This window comes from Ureibacillus xyleni (genome assembly GCF_900217795.1).
Taxonomy (GTDB): Bacteria; Bacillota; Bacilli; order Bacillales_A; family Planococcaceae; genus Ureibacillus; species Ureibacillus xyleni.
Window position 1 is genome coordinate 151,975 of sequence record NZ_OBMQ01000006.1, and the last position, 18,801, is coordinate 170,775.

21 protein-coding genes and 1 riboswitch are annotated in these 18,801 nt (G+C 34.7%); of the genes, 16 read left to right on the plus strand and 5 right to left on the minus strand.

Annotated features, from left to right (window positions below; all coding sequences use genetic code 11):
• The first annotated feature begins 117 nt into the window (after positions 1–117).
• From CRO00_RS10660 to CRO00_RS10670, 3 genes are all read left to right on the plus strand, one after another.
• Positions 118–321: a zinc ribbon domain-containing protein gene (locus CRO00_RS10660; protein ID WP_097073655.1), complete on the plus strand. Its 204-nt coding sequence runs from the start codon at positions 118–120 to the stop codon at positions 319–321.
• 113 nt (positions 322–434) lie between these two features.
• On the plus strand, positions 435–1,115 hold the full coding sequence (locus CRO00_RS10665) for a DUF554 domain-containing protein (protein ID WP_097073656.1): 681 nt from the start codon (positions 435–437) through the stop codon (positions 1,113–1,115).
• A 62-nt stretch (positions 1,116–1,177) separates the two neighbouring features.
• Positions 1,178–2,167, plus strand: a complete 990-nt coding sequence (locus CRO00_RS10670) for an NADPH:quinone oxidoreductase family protein (RefSeq protein ID WP_097073657.1) — start codon at positions 1,178–1,180, stop codon at positions 2,165–2,167.
• 156 nt (positions 2,168–2,323) lie between these two features.
• Here CRO00_RS10670 and CRO00_RS10675 read toward each other — a convergent pair whose 3' ends face one another.
• The 3 genes from CRO00_RS10675 to CRO00_RS10685 all read right to left on the minus strand — a co-directional run bounded on the left by CRO00_RS10675 (position 2,324) and on the right by CRO00_RS10685 (position 5,314).
• A complete protein-coding gene (locus tag CRO00_RS10675) occupies positions 2,324–3,403 on the minus strand; it encodes a copper resistance D family protein (protein WP_097073658.1) in 1,080 nt (359 codons plus the stop codon).
• A 2-nt stretch (positions 3,404–3,405) separates the two neighbouring features.
• Positions 3,406–3,927, minus strand: a complete 522-nt coding sequence (locus tag CRO00_RS10680) for a copper resistance CopC family protein (protein ID WP_097073659.1) — start codon at positions 3,925–3,927, stop codon at positions 3,406–3,408.
• A gap of 382 nt (positions 3,928–4,309) precedes the next feature.
• On the minus strand, positions 4,310–5,314 hold the full coding sequence (locus tag CRO00_RS10685) for a nucleoid-associated protein (protein WP_097073660.1): 1,005 nt from the start codon (positions 5,312–5,314) through the stop codon (positions 4,310–4,312).
• Positions 5,315–5,476: 162 nt separating this feature from the next.
• A riboswitch (TPP riboswitch) is annotated at positions 5,477–5,565 on the plus strand.
• 117 nt (positions 5,566–5,682) lie between these two features.
• Between CRO00_RS10685 and thiW the strand changes: the two genes are divergently transcribed.
• The 3 genes from thiW to CRO00_RS10700 all read left to right on the plus strand — a co-directional run bounded on the left by thiW (position 5,683) and on the right by CRO00_RS10700 (position 7,771).
• Positions 5,683–6,177, plus strand: a complete 495-nt coding sequence (gene thiW / locus CRO00_RS10690) for an energy coupling factor transporter S component ThiW (RefSeq protein ID WP_097073661.1) — start codon at positions 5,683–5,685, stop codon at positions 6,175–6,177.
• Between the two features lie 106 nt (positions 6,178–6,283).
• Positions 6,284–6,544, plus strand: coding sequence for a hypothetical protein (locus CRO00_RS10695; protein ID WP_097073662.1), 261 nt, complete (start codon positions 6,284–6,286; stop codon positions 6,542–6,544).
• Positions 6,545–6,694: 150 nt separating this feature from the next.
• Positions 6,695–7,771, plus strand: coding sequence for an NAD(P)H-dependent flavin oxidoreductase (locus CRO00_RS10700; RefSeq protein ID WP_097073663.1), 1,077 nt, complete (start codon positions 6,695–6,697; stop codon positions 7,769–7,771).
• Positions 7,772–7,823: 52 nt separating this feature from the next.
• Here CRO00_RS10700 and CRO00_RS10705 read toward each other — a convergent pair whose 3' ends face one another.
• Together CRO00_RS10705 and CRO00_RS10710 are read right to left on the minus strand one after the other, a co-directional pair.
• Complete coding sequence (locus CRO00_RS10705; RefSeq protein WP_097073664.1) at positions 7,824–8,372, minus strand: DUF420 domain-containing protein; 549 nt, start codon at positions 8,370–8,372, stop codon at positions 7,824–7,826.
• Between the two features lie 183 nt (positions 8,373–8,555).
• The gene (locus CRO00_RS10710) at positions 8,556–10,244 is read right to left on the minus strand and encodes a methyl-accepting chemotaxis protein (protein WP_097073665.1); all 1,689 of its coding nucleotides are present in this window, start codon (positions 10,242–10,244) and stop codon (positions 8,556–8,558) included.
• A gap of 232 nt (positions 10,245–10,476) precedes the next feature.
• Between CRO00_RS10710 and CRO00_RS10715 the strand changes: the two genes are divergently transcribed.
• The 10 genes from CRO00_RS10715 to CRO00_RS10750 all read left to right on the plus strand — a co-directional run bounded on the left by CRO00_RS10715 (position 10,477) and on the right by CRO00_RS10750 (position 18,790).
• On the plus strand, positions 10,477–11,373 hold the full coding sequence (locus CRO00_RS10715) for a TIGR01777 family oxidoreductase (RefSeq protein WP_097073666.1): 897 nt from the start codon (positions 10,477–10,479) through the stop codon (positions 11,371–11,373).
• A gap of 145 nt (positions 11,374–11,518) precedes the next feature.
• Positions 11,519–12,388, plus strand: coding sequence for a YitT family protein (locus CRO00_RS10720; RefSeq protein WP_097073667.1), 870 nt, complete (start codon positions 11,519–11,521; stop codon positions 12,386–12,388).
• A 67-nt stretch (positions 12,389–12,455) separates the two neighbouring features.
• Positions 12,456–13,196, plus strand: a complete 741-nt coding sequence (locus tag CRO00_RS10725; RefSeq protein ID WP_097073668.1) for an AAA family ATPase — start codon at positions 12,456–12,458, stop codon at positions 13,194–13,196.
• A gap of 3 nt (positions 13,197–13,199) precedes the next feature.
• A complete protein-coding gene (locus tag CRO00_RS10730) occupies positions 13,200–13,769 on the plus strand; it encodes a DNA-3-methyladenine glycosylase I (protein WP_097073669.1) in 570 nt (189 codons plus the stop codon).
• A 60-nt stretch (positions 13,770–13,829) separates the two neighbouring features.
• Positions 13,830–14,273, plus strand: a complete 444-nt coding sequence (locus CRO00_RS10735) for a hypothetical protein (protein WP_097073670.1) — start codon at positions 13,830–13,832, stop codon at positions 14,271–14,273.
• A gap of 255 nt (positions 14,274–14,528) precedes the next feature.
• Entirely contained in the window at positions 14,529–14,654 is a 126-nt protein-coding gene (locus CRO00_RS20545) for a hypothetical protein (RefSeq protein WP_272914314.1), read from the plus strand.
• A 32-nt stretch (positions 14,655–14,686) separates the two neighbouring features.
• Positions 14,687–16,696, plus strand: a complete 2,010-nt coding sequence (locus CRO00_RS10740) for a sensor domain-containing protein (RefSeq protein WP_419865878.1) — start codon at positions 14,687–14,689, stop codon at positions 16,694–16,696.
• Positions 16,697–16,974: 278 nt separating this feature from the next.
• On the plus strand, positions 16,975–17,343 hold the full coding sequence (locus CRO00_RS10745) for a VOC family protein (protein ID WP_097073672.1): 369 nt from the start codon (positions 16,975–16,977) through the stop codon (positions 17,341–17,343).
• 98 nt (positions 17,344–17,441) lie between these two features.
• On the plus strand, positions 17,442–17,594 hold the full coding sequence (locus tag CRO00_RS20140; protein ID WP_161946661.1) for a hypothetical protein: 153 nt from the start codon (positions 17,442–17,444) through the stop codon (positions 17,592–17,594).
• A 143-nt stretch (positions 17,595–17,737) separates the two neighbouring features.
• Positions 17,738–18,790, plus strand: a complete 1,053-nt coding sequence (locus CRO00_RS10750; protein WP_161946662.1) for an AbrB family transcriptional regulator — start codon at positions 17,738–17,740, stop codon at positions 18,788–18,790.
• Positions 18,791–18,801: the final 11 nt, after the last annotated feature.

Genomic DNA, 18,801 nt, shown 5'->3' on the forward strand with positions numbered 1-18,801 from the left:
GAAGAAAGTGTCGGATTTCCCGAAGAAAGTGTCCGATTTCCCAAAGACTTCTTGTAATCCGAAACCTTCTTAGCACCCATCCGTATATGTACTAATAATATTTCGGGAGGGAATCAAATGGATAAAAAAGGCTGTATGAAGTGTGGTAGCAGAAATGCAGCTACCAAAGAAGTGGCGATGACAGGAACAGGCTTATCGAAAATGTTTGATATCCAACATAATCAATTTATCGTTGTTTACTGTAAAAGCTGTGGTTATTCCGAGTTTTACAACAAACAATCTTCAACAGGATCAAATATATTAGATTTATTTTTCGGATAAAGTAATGGCTTTGCTTCAGATATGGAGCAGAGCCATTTTTACGCAATTCACTTTAACAAAGTAAAGTAAATCCTGTAAAATATTCTTATATTGAAAGAATGTGAGGGGAATTCATGATTGGCACAATTACGAACACCATTGCCATAATAATCGGAAGTGCTTTGGGAAGTATTTTAAAGAAAGGAATTAAAGAAGAATACCAATCTGCTTTATTTACTGCCATGGGTTTCGCTGCAGTAGCCCTTGGAATAAATGCAGTTGTACAAAATATGCCAAATAGTATTTATCCGGTCTTGTTTATTGTCAGCTTAGCAGTGGGTGGTTTGGTTGGTACAGTGATTGATGTTGATGCAAAGTTTAACAATCTCGTTAACCGTTTTTCTAAGTCAAATTTAAGTAAAGGGTTATCAACAGCAATTTTACTTTTCTGCATTGGGACATTATCAATTTTAGGCCCAGTTGAAAGTGCATTAAATAATAACCATACATATTTATTTACAAATGCTACATTGGATTTGGTCACATCTATGGCACTAGCGGCAACATACGGATTTGGAATTGCTTTTGCAGCGGTTGTGTTATTTATATGGCAAACATCTATTTATTTGAGTGCCCAATACATTGAACCATTTTTAACAAACGCTTTAATGACAGAGGTTTCAATTGTTGGGGGTATTTTAATTTTAAGTTCAGGGTTATCCATTTTGGGTATAAAAGATAGTAAATCACTTAATATGTTACCTGCACTATTTGTCCCTGTACTTTGGTTCGTTGGACTAGCGTTGTTTACGTAGAAGGATTATAGTGAAATTTGTGGAATTTATTAATAATCATCTTTCTAAAAAGGGGCTTTACGATGCAAACATTCGACGCACTTGTAGTAAATAAACAGGAAGATCAGTTTTCTGTAGAGGTACAAAAGTTAACAATGGAAGATTTACCAGAAGGAGAAGTCCTGATTCAAGTTCAATATTCTGGTGTGAATTATAAAGATAGTCTCGCTACGATTCCAAATGGGAACATTGTAAAAAACTACCCATTTGTTCCGGGAATTGATTTAGCGGGGGTAGTAGTTTCTTCAGAGGACCCGCGTTTTAAAGAGGGAGATGAAGTGATTGCAACTAGCTATGAAATTGGAGTTTCCCATTTCGGTGGCTATAGCCAATTTGCTCGAATTCCAGCTAAATGGGTAGTTCCATTACCAGATGGGCTTTCGTTAAGAGATGCAATGATCTATGGAACGGCTGGTTTCACGGCAGCTCTTTCTGTTCAACGTTTAGAGGAAAATGGTGTTTCACCTGACAAAGGAAAAGTCCTAGTAACAGGGGCGACTGGAGGAGTAGGGAGTGTAGCAGTTGCAATTCTCTCTCATCTTGGTTATGAAGTGGAAGCTAGTACAGGAAAGCAATCAGAAGAAGACTATTTAAAAGAATTAGGAGCATCTTCAATCGTTTCTCGTGATGAGGTTTACGATGGAAAAGTAAGAGCACTAGGTAAACAAAAATGGGCAGCTGCTATTGATCCTGTTGGCGGAGAGCCACTAGCCGCGTTATTAAGCCAAATTCACTACGGTGGATCTGTTGCGGTAAGTGGACTAACAGCTGGAACGAATGTGCCGACAACCGTGTTCCCATTTATTTTACGAGGAGTTAATTTGCTCGGAATTGATTCGGTGTATTGTGAAATGGAAAGACGTGTGAAAGTTTGGGAGCGTATTGCCGACATTAGCAAATCGATTAATCTTAATCAATTTGTGCAACAAGAAGTAACGCTACAACAGCTCCCAGAAGTTTTACCAACACTCTTAAAAGCACAAGCAAGAGGACGAATATTGGTGAAATTATAATGGGTAAAGGGCAAAGTGAATATCACTTTGTCTTTTTTCTTTTTATTGGGGATGGATAGAAAACTGAGTAATATCGTAAGTTGATGAGAGTCCCCCATAGCCATGATGAAGGACAATACTCTTGAATTTAACCCCCTTAAAATCTCTCAGCCAAAATTATGCAACACTTAACATGATTGATAAGTATAGGCAAACTACTAGTAGAACGCCCATCAATAAAGACAATACAACTGGTGCTTTCCTTACAAATGATAAGATTGTCATAACCAAAAATAACACTGCCAAAAGAATAAACATAACGCTTGAAAAATTTAACGCGACAAAATACAAAGGTGTGTTCTCTTGAATAGGCACCCTTGAAAATATAGTAAACAGTTTTGATACGTTATCGCCGGAAATCACCGTCTCTTTTGGTGGTGAATGTTGACCAAGCACAGCGGTAGCAGAAAAAATGAATAATAGAATTAAACTTTCTACTTTTGCCCAAGGGCGTGGATCGAAATTGTTATTTTTCTTTATTTCTCGTTTAATAAAAAGCCCATTCAAAAGAGCATAAAAAAGTACAGGAATTATTAAAAGATGTTTTATTAATAGAGCTTGTCCATATGGAATCATCCAAGAAGATACATAATCATCCACGACAAAGCTCATTAACAAAAGCCCGCTAATCCCAGTACTTACAAAACAAAGAATGGCCAAGGGAGTAAACCATTTTAAGAAATTTAACCAATTTGAAGCATCATTAGAAAACCAACTAATAACGATTAAGATCCCAACCCAAATCGAAACTGCTGTTAAATGCGTTGTATCACTGAGAAACCCCCAAGTAGAATCGATAGAACTAGCGTGACTCGACCAACCAATTCCAATAATTGAAAGGAAGGTAAGTACAATGCCAAAAAAACTATATAAAGCATCGTTACGATAATCGAGCAAAAGAACAAAAAAGAATAAAATGATAGATAAAATAAAAATGAATACCCATGACTTTCCCAACTCGAAAGTAAGTAATACACTTTGGAAGGATTCAACTACTCCGTTCAAAGGGAATAAGTACAGGATGATTTGCATAACTGGAATAAACGAAAAAACTGGGATTCCTACAATAACAATTAACAGCAAATTTTTCGGAATCGTAACATCGGGTCGATAGTTTTTAGGTATAAGCGAAAGTAGAAAGCTACCGAAAGTGATTGAAAGGCATAGATACAATAATACTTGGCTAATAATTAGCATTTTTATCTTTTTCTTTTCATCAAGAACAAGAAACTACCAATAATAATAACAATGAGGGCGGTTGCGATTAGAAAAATACTATTATTGGATCTTTCTTGCTCAGGTTCTTCATTCGTTGTATCAATCACAGTGGTTGCTTCATTTTCTTCTACAGGTGTCTCCATTTCAGGTGCTGTCACATTAACTGAAAATGAAACCTCTCCATCAATCAAATGCCCATCTGCACCGATAATGTTCCAGTTAATTATGTAATCATCATTTTGCAAGGGAGTAGGAAGATCTCCAATTAGTTGATGATCGACAACTTTAATGTTATCCACCTCAATTGTTTCGCCAGTTGTATTTTGGAGTGTAAAAGAACTGCCATGTTCAATTTTTGTTTCAAATGTTAGCTGTATTTGTTTTAAATCTTCTTCAACAACTTCTCCTTGTTGAGGGGAGGAGCTTTCTAACCCAGTGTGTGCCAATACATTCCCGATAAATGTGAGGAAAAAGATAAAACTAAATAAAAATACTTTTTTCATCAATCGTAATCTCCTAGAAATTTTATAATATTAAGCTCTACATAATATGGAAAAACTATTCATAAAGCAGAGTCAATTATATAAGTTAAATGTGAAGTTTGAATGAAAAAAAGCCCTACAAAATGTAGGGCACTGAAAAAGTCGATTTTAATAAATTTTTATAATAAAAATACGCTCAGATCTTTTAGGAAGTGGGATTCACGAAGACTCCTACGGGAACAGCTTGAGCTGAAGACCCCGCAGGAGCTTGCGACGAGGAGGCTGAAGCCAAGCCCGTGGAAAGCGAAGTGAATCCCACCTTCTATTTAGAAGCAAATAATTACTATAAATTTTTATCGGTATTTAGTTTTTCAGTGGCTTCACAAAATGCAGGACTTCTAAATTACTCTTCTTCTTCAAAGTAAATCTTATAGTATTTTCGGTTCGTAGATTCATCGAAGCCAACTTCAATTAAATTGTCCACTTGTTCAATATCCCGGACATTCACTTGTATTTCGATATGAGAATCCAGTTTAATCTTTCTTTTATATTGTTTTTCAGCTTTCTCGATGGCACTGTCTGAGATGATCGTTTCGTAAGGTTTTACGGTATTAATGATCACATCTTTTTGAACAGGGTCCGCTTTAATGAAAACAGTGTCGATATAATCATTCACTTGAAACTCTTCTTCATTTCTAAAATAATCAAGCGTTTTGTTTAACAATCCTAGTTTTTCAGTATTTGTAAAGCTTTCTTCTTTTAATATATATTTCTTACACTCTGTTAAGGCTAAATTTGTTTTATGATAATGTTCATCTGCTACTTTTACTTTTAAAAAACGTTCTTGCCAATAAACAACATCTTCTTTTCTCTTCGTTTTGATGAATACGGCAGGTGGCTCATCTGCACCCATATCTACAATGACCGCCATATTATTGACCTTTTTCACATTGATTCCGTCAATGCCATTCACGACCATTTTATTTTGGTCATTTTTCACATCTAAGAAGATTTCTTTTTCATCAATTTTGACGATTGAAATCGCTTTTTTACTTTCGTTATTCCATAGACAATGGTCAAAAAGTCCAATGAACAATTCTCCGCTTTTTATATTTGGATGTTGAGAGGCGCAATGCAAATGCTTAGCAATATTTTTTGATTGATCTAGAAAACTAGTTTCAGTATCAAAAATCGATTTTACATATGTATAAACTTCATTTAAACCAATATCTGTTTCGTGGAAAAATTCGTATTGCTGGTCCCAATCGATTTTGTTAAATGCTAATTGGGTAAAGGCTGCCTCAAGCAATACTTCTGGATGAGAGAATTCTTCTTCTCCTAAGATGAGTGCATCGCTTACATGATGAACCACATATTTTAATAATTTACTTTCGTTAACTTCTAGCATGAATCTTCACCTTTCATTAGTACTAGATAACTAACCTTATCATATATGAGACAATCTTTTCATGTATTTTCATATAGTAATAATTGTGCCTAAGTGAAAGGATTTCCTACCAAAATGCTTGTAAAATATTTGTAGAGTGGTATGATAATGACAATAAAATAAACGCAACACTAGGGGCGCCATTCGGCTGAGAAGTACCCTTTGAACCTGATTTAGTTCGTACTAACGTAGGGAAGTGTCCAATGATTCGCAAATTAATCATTTTGTTCATTTTCCCTATTTACATGTTTTATGTAAATAGGGTTTTTTATTGGGAACTGAGGTACGCGCGCAACTAGTGTAAGTAAAAAATGAAAGAGGGTTTTAGGATGAATAAAACAAAGAAACTTACTTACACCGCAATTATTGCAGCAATTACAACAGCGTCAAGTACATTGATCTACATTCCATTGGGATTTGCAAAGGCTTTCCCGATTCAGCATTTGGCTAATGTCATTTCTGCTGTCATGTTAGGTCCAGCATATGCAGTGTTACAAGCATTTTTAACGTCAACAATGCGAAATCTGTTAGGAACCGGTAGTTTGTTTGCTTATCCGGGAAGTATCATAGGGGCGTTACTAGCTAGTATTTTATATTCAAAAACAAAAAATTTAGAGCTAACGGCAATGGGAGAAGTCATTGGAACTGGTCTTTTAGGAGCTATGGCAACTTATCCAATAGGTATATTATTTTTAGGTCAGGAAGCAACTTTGTTTGGGTTAATTCCAGCATTCACAGCTAGCTCATTTGTAGGCGCATTACTTGCCTATGTTGTGTTAAAGGTATTAGTCCGTAATAAAGCTATTAATCAAGTATTAAATTAAAAAAATTTATAGCAACCGTAATGAAATAAATATCGTTATAGAAGCAATTAGTCTATAATTTTAGTGCGATATTTAAAATTTGGGGATTATGAGAAGAGGTTGCCGAATGTCCGTTAGTTTTTCACAAATTATCATACTTCTTATTTTTGTGGGTGGCCCTTTATTTTATCCGCTTTTTACAAAGAAATGGGCTTGGAGTCTTACAGTAATTCTAGGTTACTTGCTCTATGGATTATGGGGATGGATACTTCACTCTACGTCAGATATAACGGAGTATGGAACAGGTTATGGTATGTTAATTGTCCCTTATTTAATCATCATCACAATTATAGGGGCATTTTTACAGAGAAAAAGCAGTAAGAAATAAAATGGTAGCGAGTAGCATTAAACTACTCGCTTATTTTACATTTCTAATTAAGCAGGGCTAGAGAGGCAATTTATAGAAGGATTTATACTTTAAATAACGAAATAAATACATATACCACAATTATAATCTTTCCGTACTAGGAGTGTAATAATGCTAACGAATGAACTAACAAAACTATTAAACATTAAATATCCAATTATACAAGCTCCAATGGCTGGCGGAACCACTACGTCAAAGTTAGTCGCGGAGGTTTCAAATGCTGGCGGTTTAGGAATGATTGGTGCAGGTTATATGACACCTTTCCAAATGCGTGAACAAATTCAAGAAATAAAAAAGTTAACAGCAAATGCATTTGGGATAAATTTATTTGTTCCGAACGAATTTACTGTTATTGAGGATGAAATACAATCAACAAACCAAATAATGAATCAAATTCGTGATGAATTAGATTTACCTAGAAAAGACAAAATGGAAGTTCCACACTTTCATATGGTCTACCAAACGTTTATGGAACAGATTAAAGTGATAATTGAAGAACGAGTTCCGATATGTTCTTTTACATTTGGTATTCCTGCTGATGATGTAGTTGCAGAATTAAAGAAACATAATATTATCTTAATGGGAACAGCAACTACTGCTAGAGAAGCAATCGCAAACGAAAAAGCAGGTATGGATATCGTGGTGGTTCAAGGCAGTGAAGCAGGGGGGCACCGTGGTAACTTTATTGATGAAAATCAGGAAAGTTTAATTGGTTTAATGTCACTTATCCCACAAGCTGTAGACAGTGTATCTATTCCAGTTATTGCTGCTGGTGGAATTATGGATGGAAGAGGATTAATGGCTTCGATTTGTTTAGGAGCAAAAGGCGTACAAATGGGGACAGCTTTCTTAACTTGTATAGAAAGCGGGGCACATCAAGTCCATAAAGAAGCCATTCTTAACGTTGACGGGGATCTTACTGTATTAACGCGTTCATTTTCTGGTAAATGGGCAAGGGGGATAATCAATAAATTTATTCAAGAAATGCGGGAATTCGAGGAGAACGTACCAAGTTTTCCTGTTCAAAATGCTCTCACTCAAGATATTCGAAAAAAATCTGGGGAACAAAACAATCCAGAGTTTATGTCACTTTGGGCTGGTCAAAGTGCAGCATTGGCGAAAGAACAAACCGTTGAAACATTAATTCAAAATATAATTGCAGAAGCTAATAGTTTAAAATTTAACTAAGCAATCCAAAAATAAAAAGTCGACTCCTACTGTAGGAATTCGACTTTTTTGTTTAATAGTATGGTGAAATTAATAAGTAAACTAATACGCCAGTTAAACTAACATACAACCAAAGTGGCATAGTCCAACGTGCAATTTTTTTGTGCTTTTCGACGTTCATATTTAACCCTCGACCAAGTGTAATTAGCGCAAGTGGCACAATTACCGCAGCTAAGAAAATGTGTGTAATAAGGATAAAGTAATAAATGTACTTCAGCATACCTTCTCCGCCATAGCTAGTAGACTCAGCAAGAGAGTGATACGTTAAATACGAAACGCAGAAAATAAATGTTGATACAAATGCTGCAATGATGAAATTGCGGTGAAGTTTAATGTTTTTCTTTTTAATCATAAACAAAGCAATTAACAAAAAGACAAAGGTAAAGCTATTCAAGATAGCATTTAACAGCGGAAATACCGTTAATTCAATGCCGCCGATTGTGTTATCTGGACTCTTTGGTATAAAATACGTTGCAAAAATAACTCCTACAATCACAATGGATAATATCCAAATTAGCGGATTATAATTGCGTTGTTTAGTATTGTTGATGTTACTACTCATACGTTTTCCACTCCTAATTAAGATGCCTTTCAATTAGCATAAAAAAATTATCTTCAAAGAGCAATATAAAAGGGTTCGATTTCCTTTGAAAATGGAAAATGTCATCCTTTCGACAAACTTTGCATTCACTAAAACAGGGGCATCATGAACTGTTCATGATGCCCCTAAAATTTTGTTCTACCTCTAGATTTTAAACGTACTTACTAATGATTGTAAGTTTTCAGATAGGGCAGATAACGATTGTGCACTTGCGGAAATTTGCTCCATAGTGGCAACTTGTTCTTCTATTGCTGCGCTAGATTCATTCGAATTATCCGCAGCCTGTTTAGCAACTACCTGTAACTCCTCAATTGATTGTAAGATTCCTTGAGCAACTGAGTTGATTTGTTCTGTTGCAGATGCCACAATTTGTACTTTCCCACTGACATTTGTTGTAGCCTCTTTAATTTGATTAAATGCATTGCGTGTCTCGTTTGAAGACTCTAAGTTTAATTGTACAATTTCATTACCTTTTTCAATCGCAGTAATTGCTTCAGCCGTACCATTCTGAATGCTATGAATCATCGTATTAATTTGACCTGCAGAAATTTTTGATTGCTCGGCAAGATGACGTACTTCATCAGCCACAACGGCAAATCCTTTTCCTGCTTCTCCTGCTCTTGCAGCTTCGATTGTAGCATTGAGGGCAAGGAGATTTGTCTGATCGGCAATACCGTTAATGATTGTTGTAATATTACTAATTTCATTGGATTGTTGACTTAATGATTTAATTATTTCAGAAAGTTGAGCAATAGACAGGTTAAGTTCATTCATCTGCTTAGTAGATGTATCAACAGTTACTGAACCTTCTTGTACAAAAATAGAAGCGTTTTGGGTTGCTTCTAACATTTCTTTACTACTACTTGATATTTCCTTAACCCCGTTAGACATATCCGAAATTGAAGCTGTTACATTATTAATTACAGCTAGTTGCGTTTCACTACCAGTTGCACTATCTTGAGCTATTTCAGCCATCATTTGTGCAGCTGCAGAACTTTCTTGTGAACTTGCGGATAACTCTTGAGATTGGCTAGCAACATCAAGTGCTGAGTTATTTACCTTTGTAACTAAATTTCGTAAGTCATCCACCATTTCATTTAGATATTGAACCATTGAACCAATTTCATCGCGATTTTTGATTGTTATTTTTTCAATAGTCAAATCACCAGAGGAAACATCTTTTAAAGACTTGCTAACTAAATCAATTGGCTGAGAAACAGAACGAGCTATAACGAACGCAATGATTCCACCTAGAAGAATAGAAACGATAATTAGTACGAGGATTGTAAGATTCATAGCTTTAGTTGTAGCTTCTAATTCTTCTCTTGATTTGTCCATTAGTTCGTATTGAATTGTACTTATTTCATTCGCTAAATCATTTATTGTTACTGAATATGATTTAGCGTCTACAGCTATTTCTAATGCCTTTTCGTGATTGCCATTTCTCTCTGCTTCTATACTTTGGTATGCAATTTGGTCGTAGGATAAAACTGCTTCTTCTAACTGGTTTAGAAGTTTAATAACTTTTGGAATAATGATTATCTTCTTTAGCTCATCTAAATAGCCATGAACATTTTGTTGGGCTTTATCAAAGTCTTCTATACTTTCTTCCGTACCATAAACAAAGTACCCTCGAATACCTAAAGACTGTTCAAGATGACTAGTTGTTAATTCTTTTAACAGTGTTACTTTATGTATCCGATCATCAATGAGAAATGTATATTCCTCGTTCATATTTTTTATAATGCTTTTTGATAAAATGCCGATAATAAGTAACAAAACTAAAATACTACTAAAACCTAATAACAGCTTCTTTCTAATTGTAAAACGCATAAAACGTTATATCCCCCTTGTATGATGTTACTTAATATTATCTATAGTATTTTGCTATTTTAATATATAAATTGACTAATTGAAACAAAAAATTACTGTAGTTCAAATTTTTATTTAGTAATCAACTATTTTGTAATATTATGGGGTCATTTGGTATACTTGTAATTAATTGTATAAATTAGTTTTAAAGATATTTCGAAATAATATTATTGCTGTAAAAAGAGGTGACAGGATGAAAATTGTTATTGCAGGGGGTTCTGGCTTTATTGGGGGGAAGTTAGTAGATTTACTTGTCAAGAACGGTCATGAAGTAATTATTTTAACTAGGAGTAAAAAGACACCTAGTAAAAATGTTTCTTATATACTTTGGCTTCAAGAAGGTGCTGTACCTGAAAATGAGCTTCATAAAGTAGATGCCTTCATTAATTTAGCCGGTGTATCTATTAACGATGGAAGGTGGACGCCTAAACATCAGCAACAGATTTATAACAGTCGAATGACAGCTACAGATGAGTTAGTACGAATAATTAGCGCCATGGAAGTAAAACCTTCTGTGCTTATTAATGCGAGTGCTATTGGAATTTATCCTGCATCTTACAACACAGTTTTTACAGAAAAATCTGCTGAAATTGCTTCAGACTTTTTAGCTCAAACAGTAAAAGATTGGGAGTTAAAAGCGAATCATGTAACGCAATTTGGAGTACGTACGGTCTTTACGAGATTTGGTGTTGTTCTTGGTCGTGAGGGTGGTGCACTACCTCTTATGGCATTACCTTATAAGTTGTTTGTAGGTGGTAAAGTAGGGGGAGGGAAGCAGTGGGTCTCATGGGTTCATGTTGAAGATGTGGTGAGGGCAATTTACTTTGCACTTCAAAATGATCAGCTTCAAGGTCCAGTGAATGTGACAGCACCAACTCCTGTTACAATGGAAGAGTTCGGAAAGATGATTGGTTCCGTATTAAAACGTCCACACTGGTTACCAGTACCATCTTTTGCAATGAAATTGGCACTAGGCAGGAAAAGTAAACTTGTATTAGAGGGGCAACATGTTTTGCCTAAGGTTTTAATGGCAAATGAATTCATTTTTAATTTTCCCGAATTAAAATTAGCATTGGAAGACTTATTATAAGGCGGGTGATGTCGATGTGATAGTGTGAAAAAATTTTTACATTTTTATACTTATGGTTTTTCAAATAAGATAGATACTTTTATAATAATATTTGTAGCAAAAAATTTTTGTATACATATATTCTAGGTTGAAACGAGGAAGCTTAATGGGAAGCACAAAACAAAAACCCAATGTAGTTAAGATTATATCAAAGACTATATTGATTATTCTTGGAGGATTTATCGCAGCGTATGGTTTAGAGGCGGTACTCATTCCAAATAACGTATCGGATGGAGGAGTAACAGGTTTAAGTATCGTTGGCTCACAGCTTTTTGGTTTACCATTAGGAATCCTAATTGCAATTCTTAACATTCCATTTATATGGTTAGGTTATAAGCAAATCGGAAAAAGCTTTGCCATTTATTCGGTTTTAGGAATTGCTTCATTAGCGGTAGGAACATCATTAATGCATCATATCCCAACGATTATTCATGGTGACACATTATTAGTAACCGTTGTTGGGGGGATTATCATCGGTTTCGGAATGGGTCTAGCACTACGTAATGGTGGGGCACTAGACGGAATCGACATGTTAGCCGTACTACTTTCGAAAAAATTACCTTTTGGGACAAGTGATTTAATTTTATTTTTAAATTTATTTGTTTTCATCGTCGTATCTACAGTATTTGGTCTTCAAGGCGCTATTTTATCAGGGATTGCTTACTTTATTGCGTCAAAAGTCATTCATATTGTAGAAGAAGGTTTAAGTGGTTCTAAAACCTTTAAAATTATTACGTCCCAACCGGAAGAAATGGTCGAAACCATTCGAGATCGTTTAGGAAGAAGTGCGACATATAATATTGTTCGTGGTGCATATTCAAATGAAGAGTTCAGAGAAATAACATGTGTTATTAACCGTTTGGAAGAAAGTAAAATGAAGGAAATTATTCATGAGCTTGACCCAGGTGCTTTTGTTACTGTTTATGACGTAGCAGAGGTTAAAGGTGGTAACTTCAAAAAGAAAGATATTCATTAACTGAGACAAAAACTAGTGATCACTCCTCACTAGTTTTTTCTTATAACTATGGAAAAATGGTGATTATATGTTTTTAAAAAGAGTTGAATTGCAACGAGAACAAATTCCAAATTATAATGAGTTTCCTTTTTCGATTCCGTCAATCAGAAATTTAGAGCGAATCGAGCTAGAAAACAATATTACTTTTTTCGTTGGTGAGAATGGGTCTGGAAAATCAACATTATTAGAAGCAATTGCAGAAATGTGCGGCTTTAATACAGCGGGTGGGGGAAGAAATAATACATACCAAGTCCACCGAGCAGAATCAGCACTTGGTCAATATATTCGCCTTTCTTGGTGGCCAAAAGTTACAAATGGATTTTTTCTTCGTGCAGAGTCCTTTTATAATTTTGCAACTCATATTGACGAAATGTGGGAGGAAGATAAAGTCAATGCATACAAAGCTTATGGAGGAAACTCATTACATGAACAATCTCATGGTGAATCCTTTTTTTCACTTTTCTTAAACCGATTTAAAGGTGGGGCAATTTACTTGTTGGACGAACCCGAAGCAGCATTATCTCCCCAAAAGCAATTGTCATTTTTAAAAATCATGCACGACCTTGCATCTAAAGGAAACTGCCAATTTATTATTGCCACCCATTCACCAATTCTATTAGGTTATCCAAATGCAACAATACTTAGCTTTGATGATGGCGTAATAAAAGAAATAGACTATGAAAAAACAGATCATTACCAAATTACACGCTATTTTTTAGAAAACCGGGAAAAATTCTTGCGAGATTTATTGGAGGATGAGGAGGAGTAACAAGTGACAAACCGTTGTGCGTGGGTAACAAAAGAGCAAGCTTATATCGATTATCACGACAAGGAATGGGGAGTTCCTGTATATGACGATCGACATCTTTTCGAAATGCTATGTCTAGAAGGGGCTCAAGCTGGTCTTAGCTGGTGGACAATTTTGCAAAAAAGAGAAAATTACCGGAAAGCATTTGATAATTTTGATGCGCAAAAAATTGTTTGTTATACAGATGAAAAACTTGAAGCATTAAGAGAAAATCCAGGAATTGTTCGTAACCGTTTAAAAATTCAAAGTGTCGTGACCAATGCGAAAGCTTTTTTAAAAATCCAAAAGGAATACGGTACATTTTCTAACTACATATGGGGGTTTGTTGACCATGCACCAATCACGAACCATTGGGCAACAATAGAGGAAGTACCAACTACTACTGAAATCAGTGACATAATGAGTAAACGATTGAAAAAAGATGGCTTTAAGTTTGTTGGTAGTACGATTTGTTATTCTTATATGCAGGCTGTAGGAATGGTAAATGACCACACATTAGATTGCTTTTGCCATCCAACAAATAAGAGTGATTAATAAATGTTTGAAATCTTCCTTATAATTATATAACTGCATGACATAAGGAAGGGGAAAAACTTGAAGCGATTCCCGATTTTATTATTGTTAGTTTTATTCTTTATTACGGGGTGTTCTGCGGATGAAAAAGGCCAGGTTAAATTCAAGCAGGAGAAAGTTAAAATAGAATTAACACAGCAATATAAAAATGATTACTTCATAGGGTATGCAATTAATGTGACAAACAATTCCTCTGTTACGATTTCACATCTTAATATGTATGTTAATCTTCCAATACGGACAAAAGATGGGACAAAGGAAAATAGCTTTGTATTAGTCGGGGTGCCAAACAAGGAAGACACAAAATTAAAAAACGGGGAAAAGTTAGAGTTTACTTTTGAAGGTTTTTTAGAGGTATTAAATCAAGAAAAATTAGATTTGAAAAACCCAGTAGTTAAGTTAACAGGATCTGTTGAAGAAGAGCAATTTGAAATTACTAAAAAGTTAAAGACGAAAAAGAAATAGTCTCCACTAATCAGGCATTCAGAGTTTACACTTTGAATGTCTTTTCCTTTTTACATAGGATTGTCAATCACATACTATGTTTCTTTAGTGAATACAAGTTTTGTACAAAAAAATGCAGATAAGACATAAAAATATACTAAATTATTCCTATAAACGATATAGGTCTAAAGGGGAAAGGTGAATATTCTTTGTTTGTTCACAACTATATACCTATTATGTACTAATATTTTGGTAAAATGAAATATATTAGAGAAGTTGACACGAGAATGGACTGTGCTAAGTCTTTATTTCGCTAAGGAGTTAACAATCATGGAAAATATGAAACTAATGATTGATGAATCAAACATTGAAGAAATTAAAGATCAGTTAAAAAACTGTTAGATATAGAATATGCATTAGATAAGTCATCCATTATCGCCATTACTGACCCAAAAGGCACAATTAATTATGTAAATGATTTATTTTGTGAATTATCCCAATATAGCCGAGATGAATTAATAGGTCAGAACCATCGAATTTTAAACTCTGGCTACCATTCTAAACAATTTTTTAAGGATATGTGGAAATGTATTGGGGGAGGGAAAATTTGGAGTGGTGAAATAAAAAACAAAAGAAAAGATGGAAACCTTTATTGGGTCCACGCTACGATTGTGCCATTCCTAAATGAAAAAGGTAAACCATATCAATATATATCGATACGAACGGATATAACAAAAGAAAAGGAATTAGAAGAACAAGTGATTCGCAGCAATGAAAAATACCGCCTCATTGCAGAAAATACAGTCAACTTGATTACGCTAATTGGTGAAAATGGAGCAATTGAATATGCTTCTCCTTCTTTTCAAAATGTTTTACATTACGATATAAACGAATTGGAGCATGGGAACTTATTTGACCTCATTCATCACGATGATTTGCCTTTTTTACAAAAAGATTTAGAGTTCTTTTTAGAAAGAGGACAACAAGCCATAGATTGTGAATTTCGTTTACGTACAGTGAAAGGGAATTATATTTTTGTAGAAGCAGTTATTAGTAAAACAAAGCATACAGATGGTTCCTTTAAAGAATTTATTTTAGTTGTGATGAAGGATATTACGGGAAGAAAAGAAGTAGAAAAAAAGATTTTCCATTTAGCTTATCATGATGTTCTAACGGATTTCCCAAATCGACGCGCATTTATGAGTCAACTTCGCAATGAAATTATCGAACGGAATAAATCTAAATATAAAATGTCTATTTTATTTATAGATTTAGATAATTTTAAATCTGTTAACGATCAATTAGGCCATGATGTAGGGGATGTCGTACTAAAGAAAGCAGCTGAAAATATCCAAAAGGCAATTCGTCCAATTGATGTGGCAGGTCGTATGGGTGGCGATGAATTTATCGTCATGTTAAAAAAGGTGAAAGACGTAAAAGAAACCGAAGCAATTGTAAAACGAATATTAAGCAACTTCAACCAAGCAATAAACGTTGAAGGTCAAGATTATTTTGTCACGTGCAGTATTGGCGTTGCAAATTATCCGGAACACGGCGATTCACCTGAAGAACTAATTAAAAATGCAGACAATGCACTTTCCCATGTGAAAAGCGGTACGAAAAATGATTATTTAGTTTTCAATAAAACGATTGAAAGCCAATCAATTGAGCGCCGGCTTCTTGAGAGTGCGATGAGAACAGCCATTAAAGAAAACCAATTTTATTTAGAGTATCAGCCTAAATTAAATATTGATACAAATCAAATTATCGGGATGGAAGCGCTCGTTCGATGGCATCACCCAGACTTAGGAACAATTTCACCAGGAAAATTTATCCCGCTTGCTGAAGAAACAGGATTAATTGTTCCTTTAGGAGAATGGATTTTAATTGAAAGCTGTAAACAAACAAAAAAATGGCACGATATGGGCTATTCCGATCTAACTGTTTCAGTGAATGTATCAGTGCGTCAGTTAGAAGATCCATTCTTTATCGATAAAGTAAAAAATACGTTAATGAAAACAAAGCTCAATCCGAAATGGTTAGAATTTGAAGTAACAGAAAGTATCCTTGCAGATGTAAATAATATTGTTGGAATTTTGAGAGAAATTCGACAATTAGGTATTCAAATTTCATTAGATGACTTCGGAACAGGGTACAGCTCCCTAAGTTATATTAAAAACTTACCGATTGATATTTTGAAAGTAGATCAATCGTTTGTGAAGGATATCCATCAAAATGAAGAAAGTAGTGCAATAGTACAAGCAATCTTAAAAATTGCAGATTCCATTGGGCTACAAGTAATTGCAGAAGGCATAGAATTACAAGAACATGTAATGAAGCTCTCCAATGACGGTTGTAGATTCGGACAAGGCTATTATTTCAGCCGCCCATTAAAGGTAGAAGCCTTTGAGCAGTTTATGGAAAGTTTGCTTGTAACAATATAGTACTTCTATTTAAAAGGACGTTTAAGGGAGTCAGACTTAATCGTTCTTTTTTTGTTTTTTTAAGGGAATTGAATGTTGTTGATTGATGGTGACATTGGGTGGTGGAAGATGTGTTTTCTAACGCTAATGAACGACAAAATAAAGTAGCAACACTTCCTTCATGATTAGCATAGTGATGACACATAAAACAAACGCTAAGTTTAATCTAAGGAATTTGTTCCATCCTAAGTTTAAAACAAATTGAGGATGTTAAACTATTGGTGTTTGGAGGAATTGAGATGAGAAGTGCAAGCCCGTATATATTTGTTGATAATTGCATAGAAGTAATTGAATTTTATCGGAATCTCTTTAGTGGTGAAATTCGAAATATTCAACTGGATGATGATGGAAAATGCGTATATGCTGAGTTATTTCTTGGCGGAGGTAGTATACATTTTTCCGATACGTTTGGACAAACTCAAAAAGGTGATAATGTTCGGATTTCATTGGAATGTGAAAGTGAAGAAGAAATTAGAAGGGTTTATCAATCACTTATTGTTGACGGAAAAATTACCTTTGAGCTGCAACTAACTTCCTGGGGTGCTTTACATGCGAATGTTGTTGATCAATTTGGGGTAGGCTGGCTTTTAAACTTTCAACAATCGTGACATATTTATTACGATTTAGCAGTACAACTGTTTTTTCTAACGCAAAAGAAGTATTATAAACATGTAAGTAAAATACTTCTTTTGTGGAGGCAAGCATAATGGAAATTAGTGAAAAAGCAGAACGTCTACAATTAATGTTGAGTGAAGCATTGCAACCAATGCTTGATAAAATTAATTCTTTAGAGCAAGAAGTAAAAACTTTAAGAGAGTCGCAAGAAGAGTTAAAAAAATTAATTTCTGAAAAAGTATAATTACAAAAGTTTTGTACAAATTATAGTTAGACTGATAAGCACATATCTCACAACCCTCTTTCAAAAACCGATTTCCTTTAAGCCAAGGATATCGGTTTTTTATCATTTTATGGTAATCTAGAAGAGAAAGAGGGGTTCATATTGTGCGTTTTAAATCAATTGGTTTGGTGGCGCTCATTAGTTTAATCGGCGCACATTGTTTTAATGTTAGTGGTATGCCAGTTCCTTGGATGTTGGGGCCATTATTTGCTGTCCTAATTAGTCAGTTCTTTATAAAATATAAATTGTATTGGCCAGTGAAATTACGAAACTTTGGTTTATTAATAGTTGGAATCTCCATTGGACAGGCTTTTCAATTGGAGTTATTAGCTGGAATGGGATGGCTTATTACATTCATGCTTCTTTTAAATATCGGGCTAGTAATTATTAGTATCTTTATGGCACTAGGTGTGCAAAAAATAGGGAACTTATCTTTAAAGACAGCATTAACTTGTACCGTACCAGGGGGATTAGCGCAAATTACAGTTTTTGCTGAGGAGGAAGAGGATATTGACTTAGCAGTTGTCGTTTTCTTCCATGTAGTCCGGGTGATTAGCATTGTGTTCCTTGTGCCTTTTTCTCTTTCTGGACACATTATCCAAGCTAGTAGTGGAGAAAGCTTCGAATTAGTTGCAATCATGCCAATAGCTTTCCTAATATTTGCTTCATTCGGCTCTGTAATAGTAGGAAAAAAATTGAAAATACCAGTACCTTTCTTTTTATCACCAGTGTTATTCATTGTCGTTCTTAACTTCTGTTCAATCCACACACCAGAAATTCCCAGCATCCTTCTTCATACTGCACAATTATTTATGGGAGCCTATATTGGTCTTCAACTAAAGCCGGAAATGTTGAAGTTAGGGAAAAAGGTTTTGATTCTTGGAATCGGTAGTGCATTGTTTTTATTAATTGTTACTTTTGCGCAAGCATTACTATTAAAATCCTTTTTAAATTATTCATTGGCGACAAGCTTCTTAAGTACTGCAGCGGGGGGATTAGATCAGATGAGTTTACTAGCCACAATCGTCGGAGCAGATGTGTCTGTTGTGACCGTGTTTCAAATGTTTAGATTGCTTTTTGTTTTCTTAGTTGTATTACCTTTATTAAAGGCAGCTTGTTCTGTAATAGATAGAAAGAGAAAAATTGTTAAAACTTAATATAAATGTAA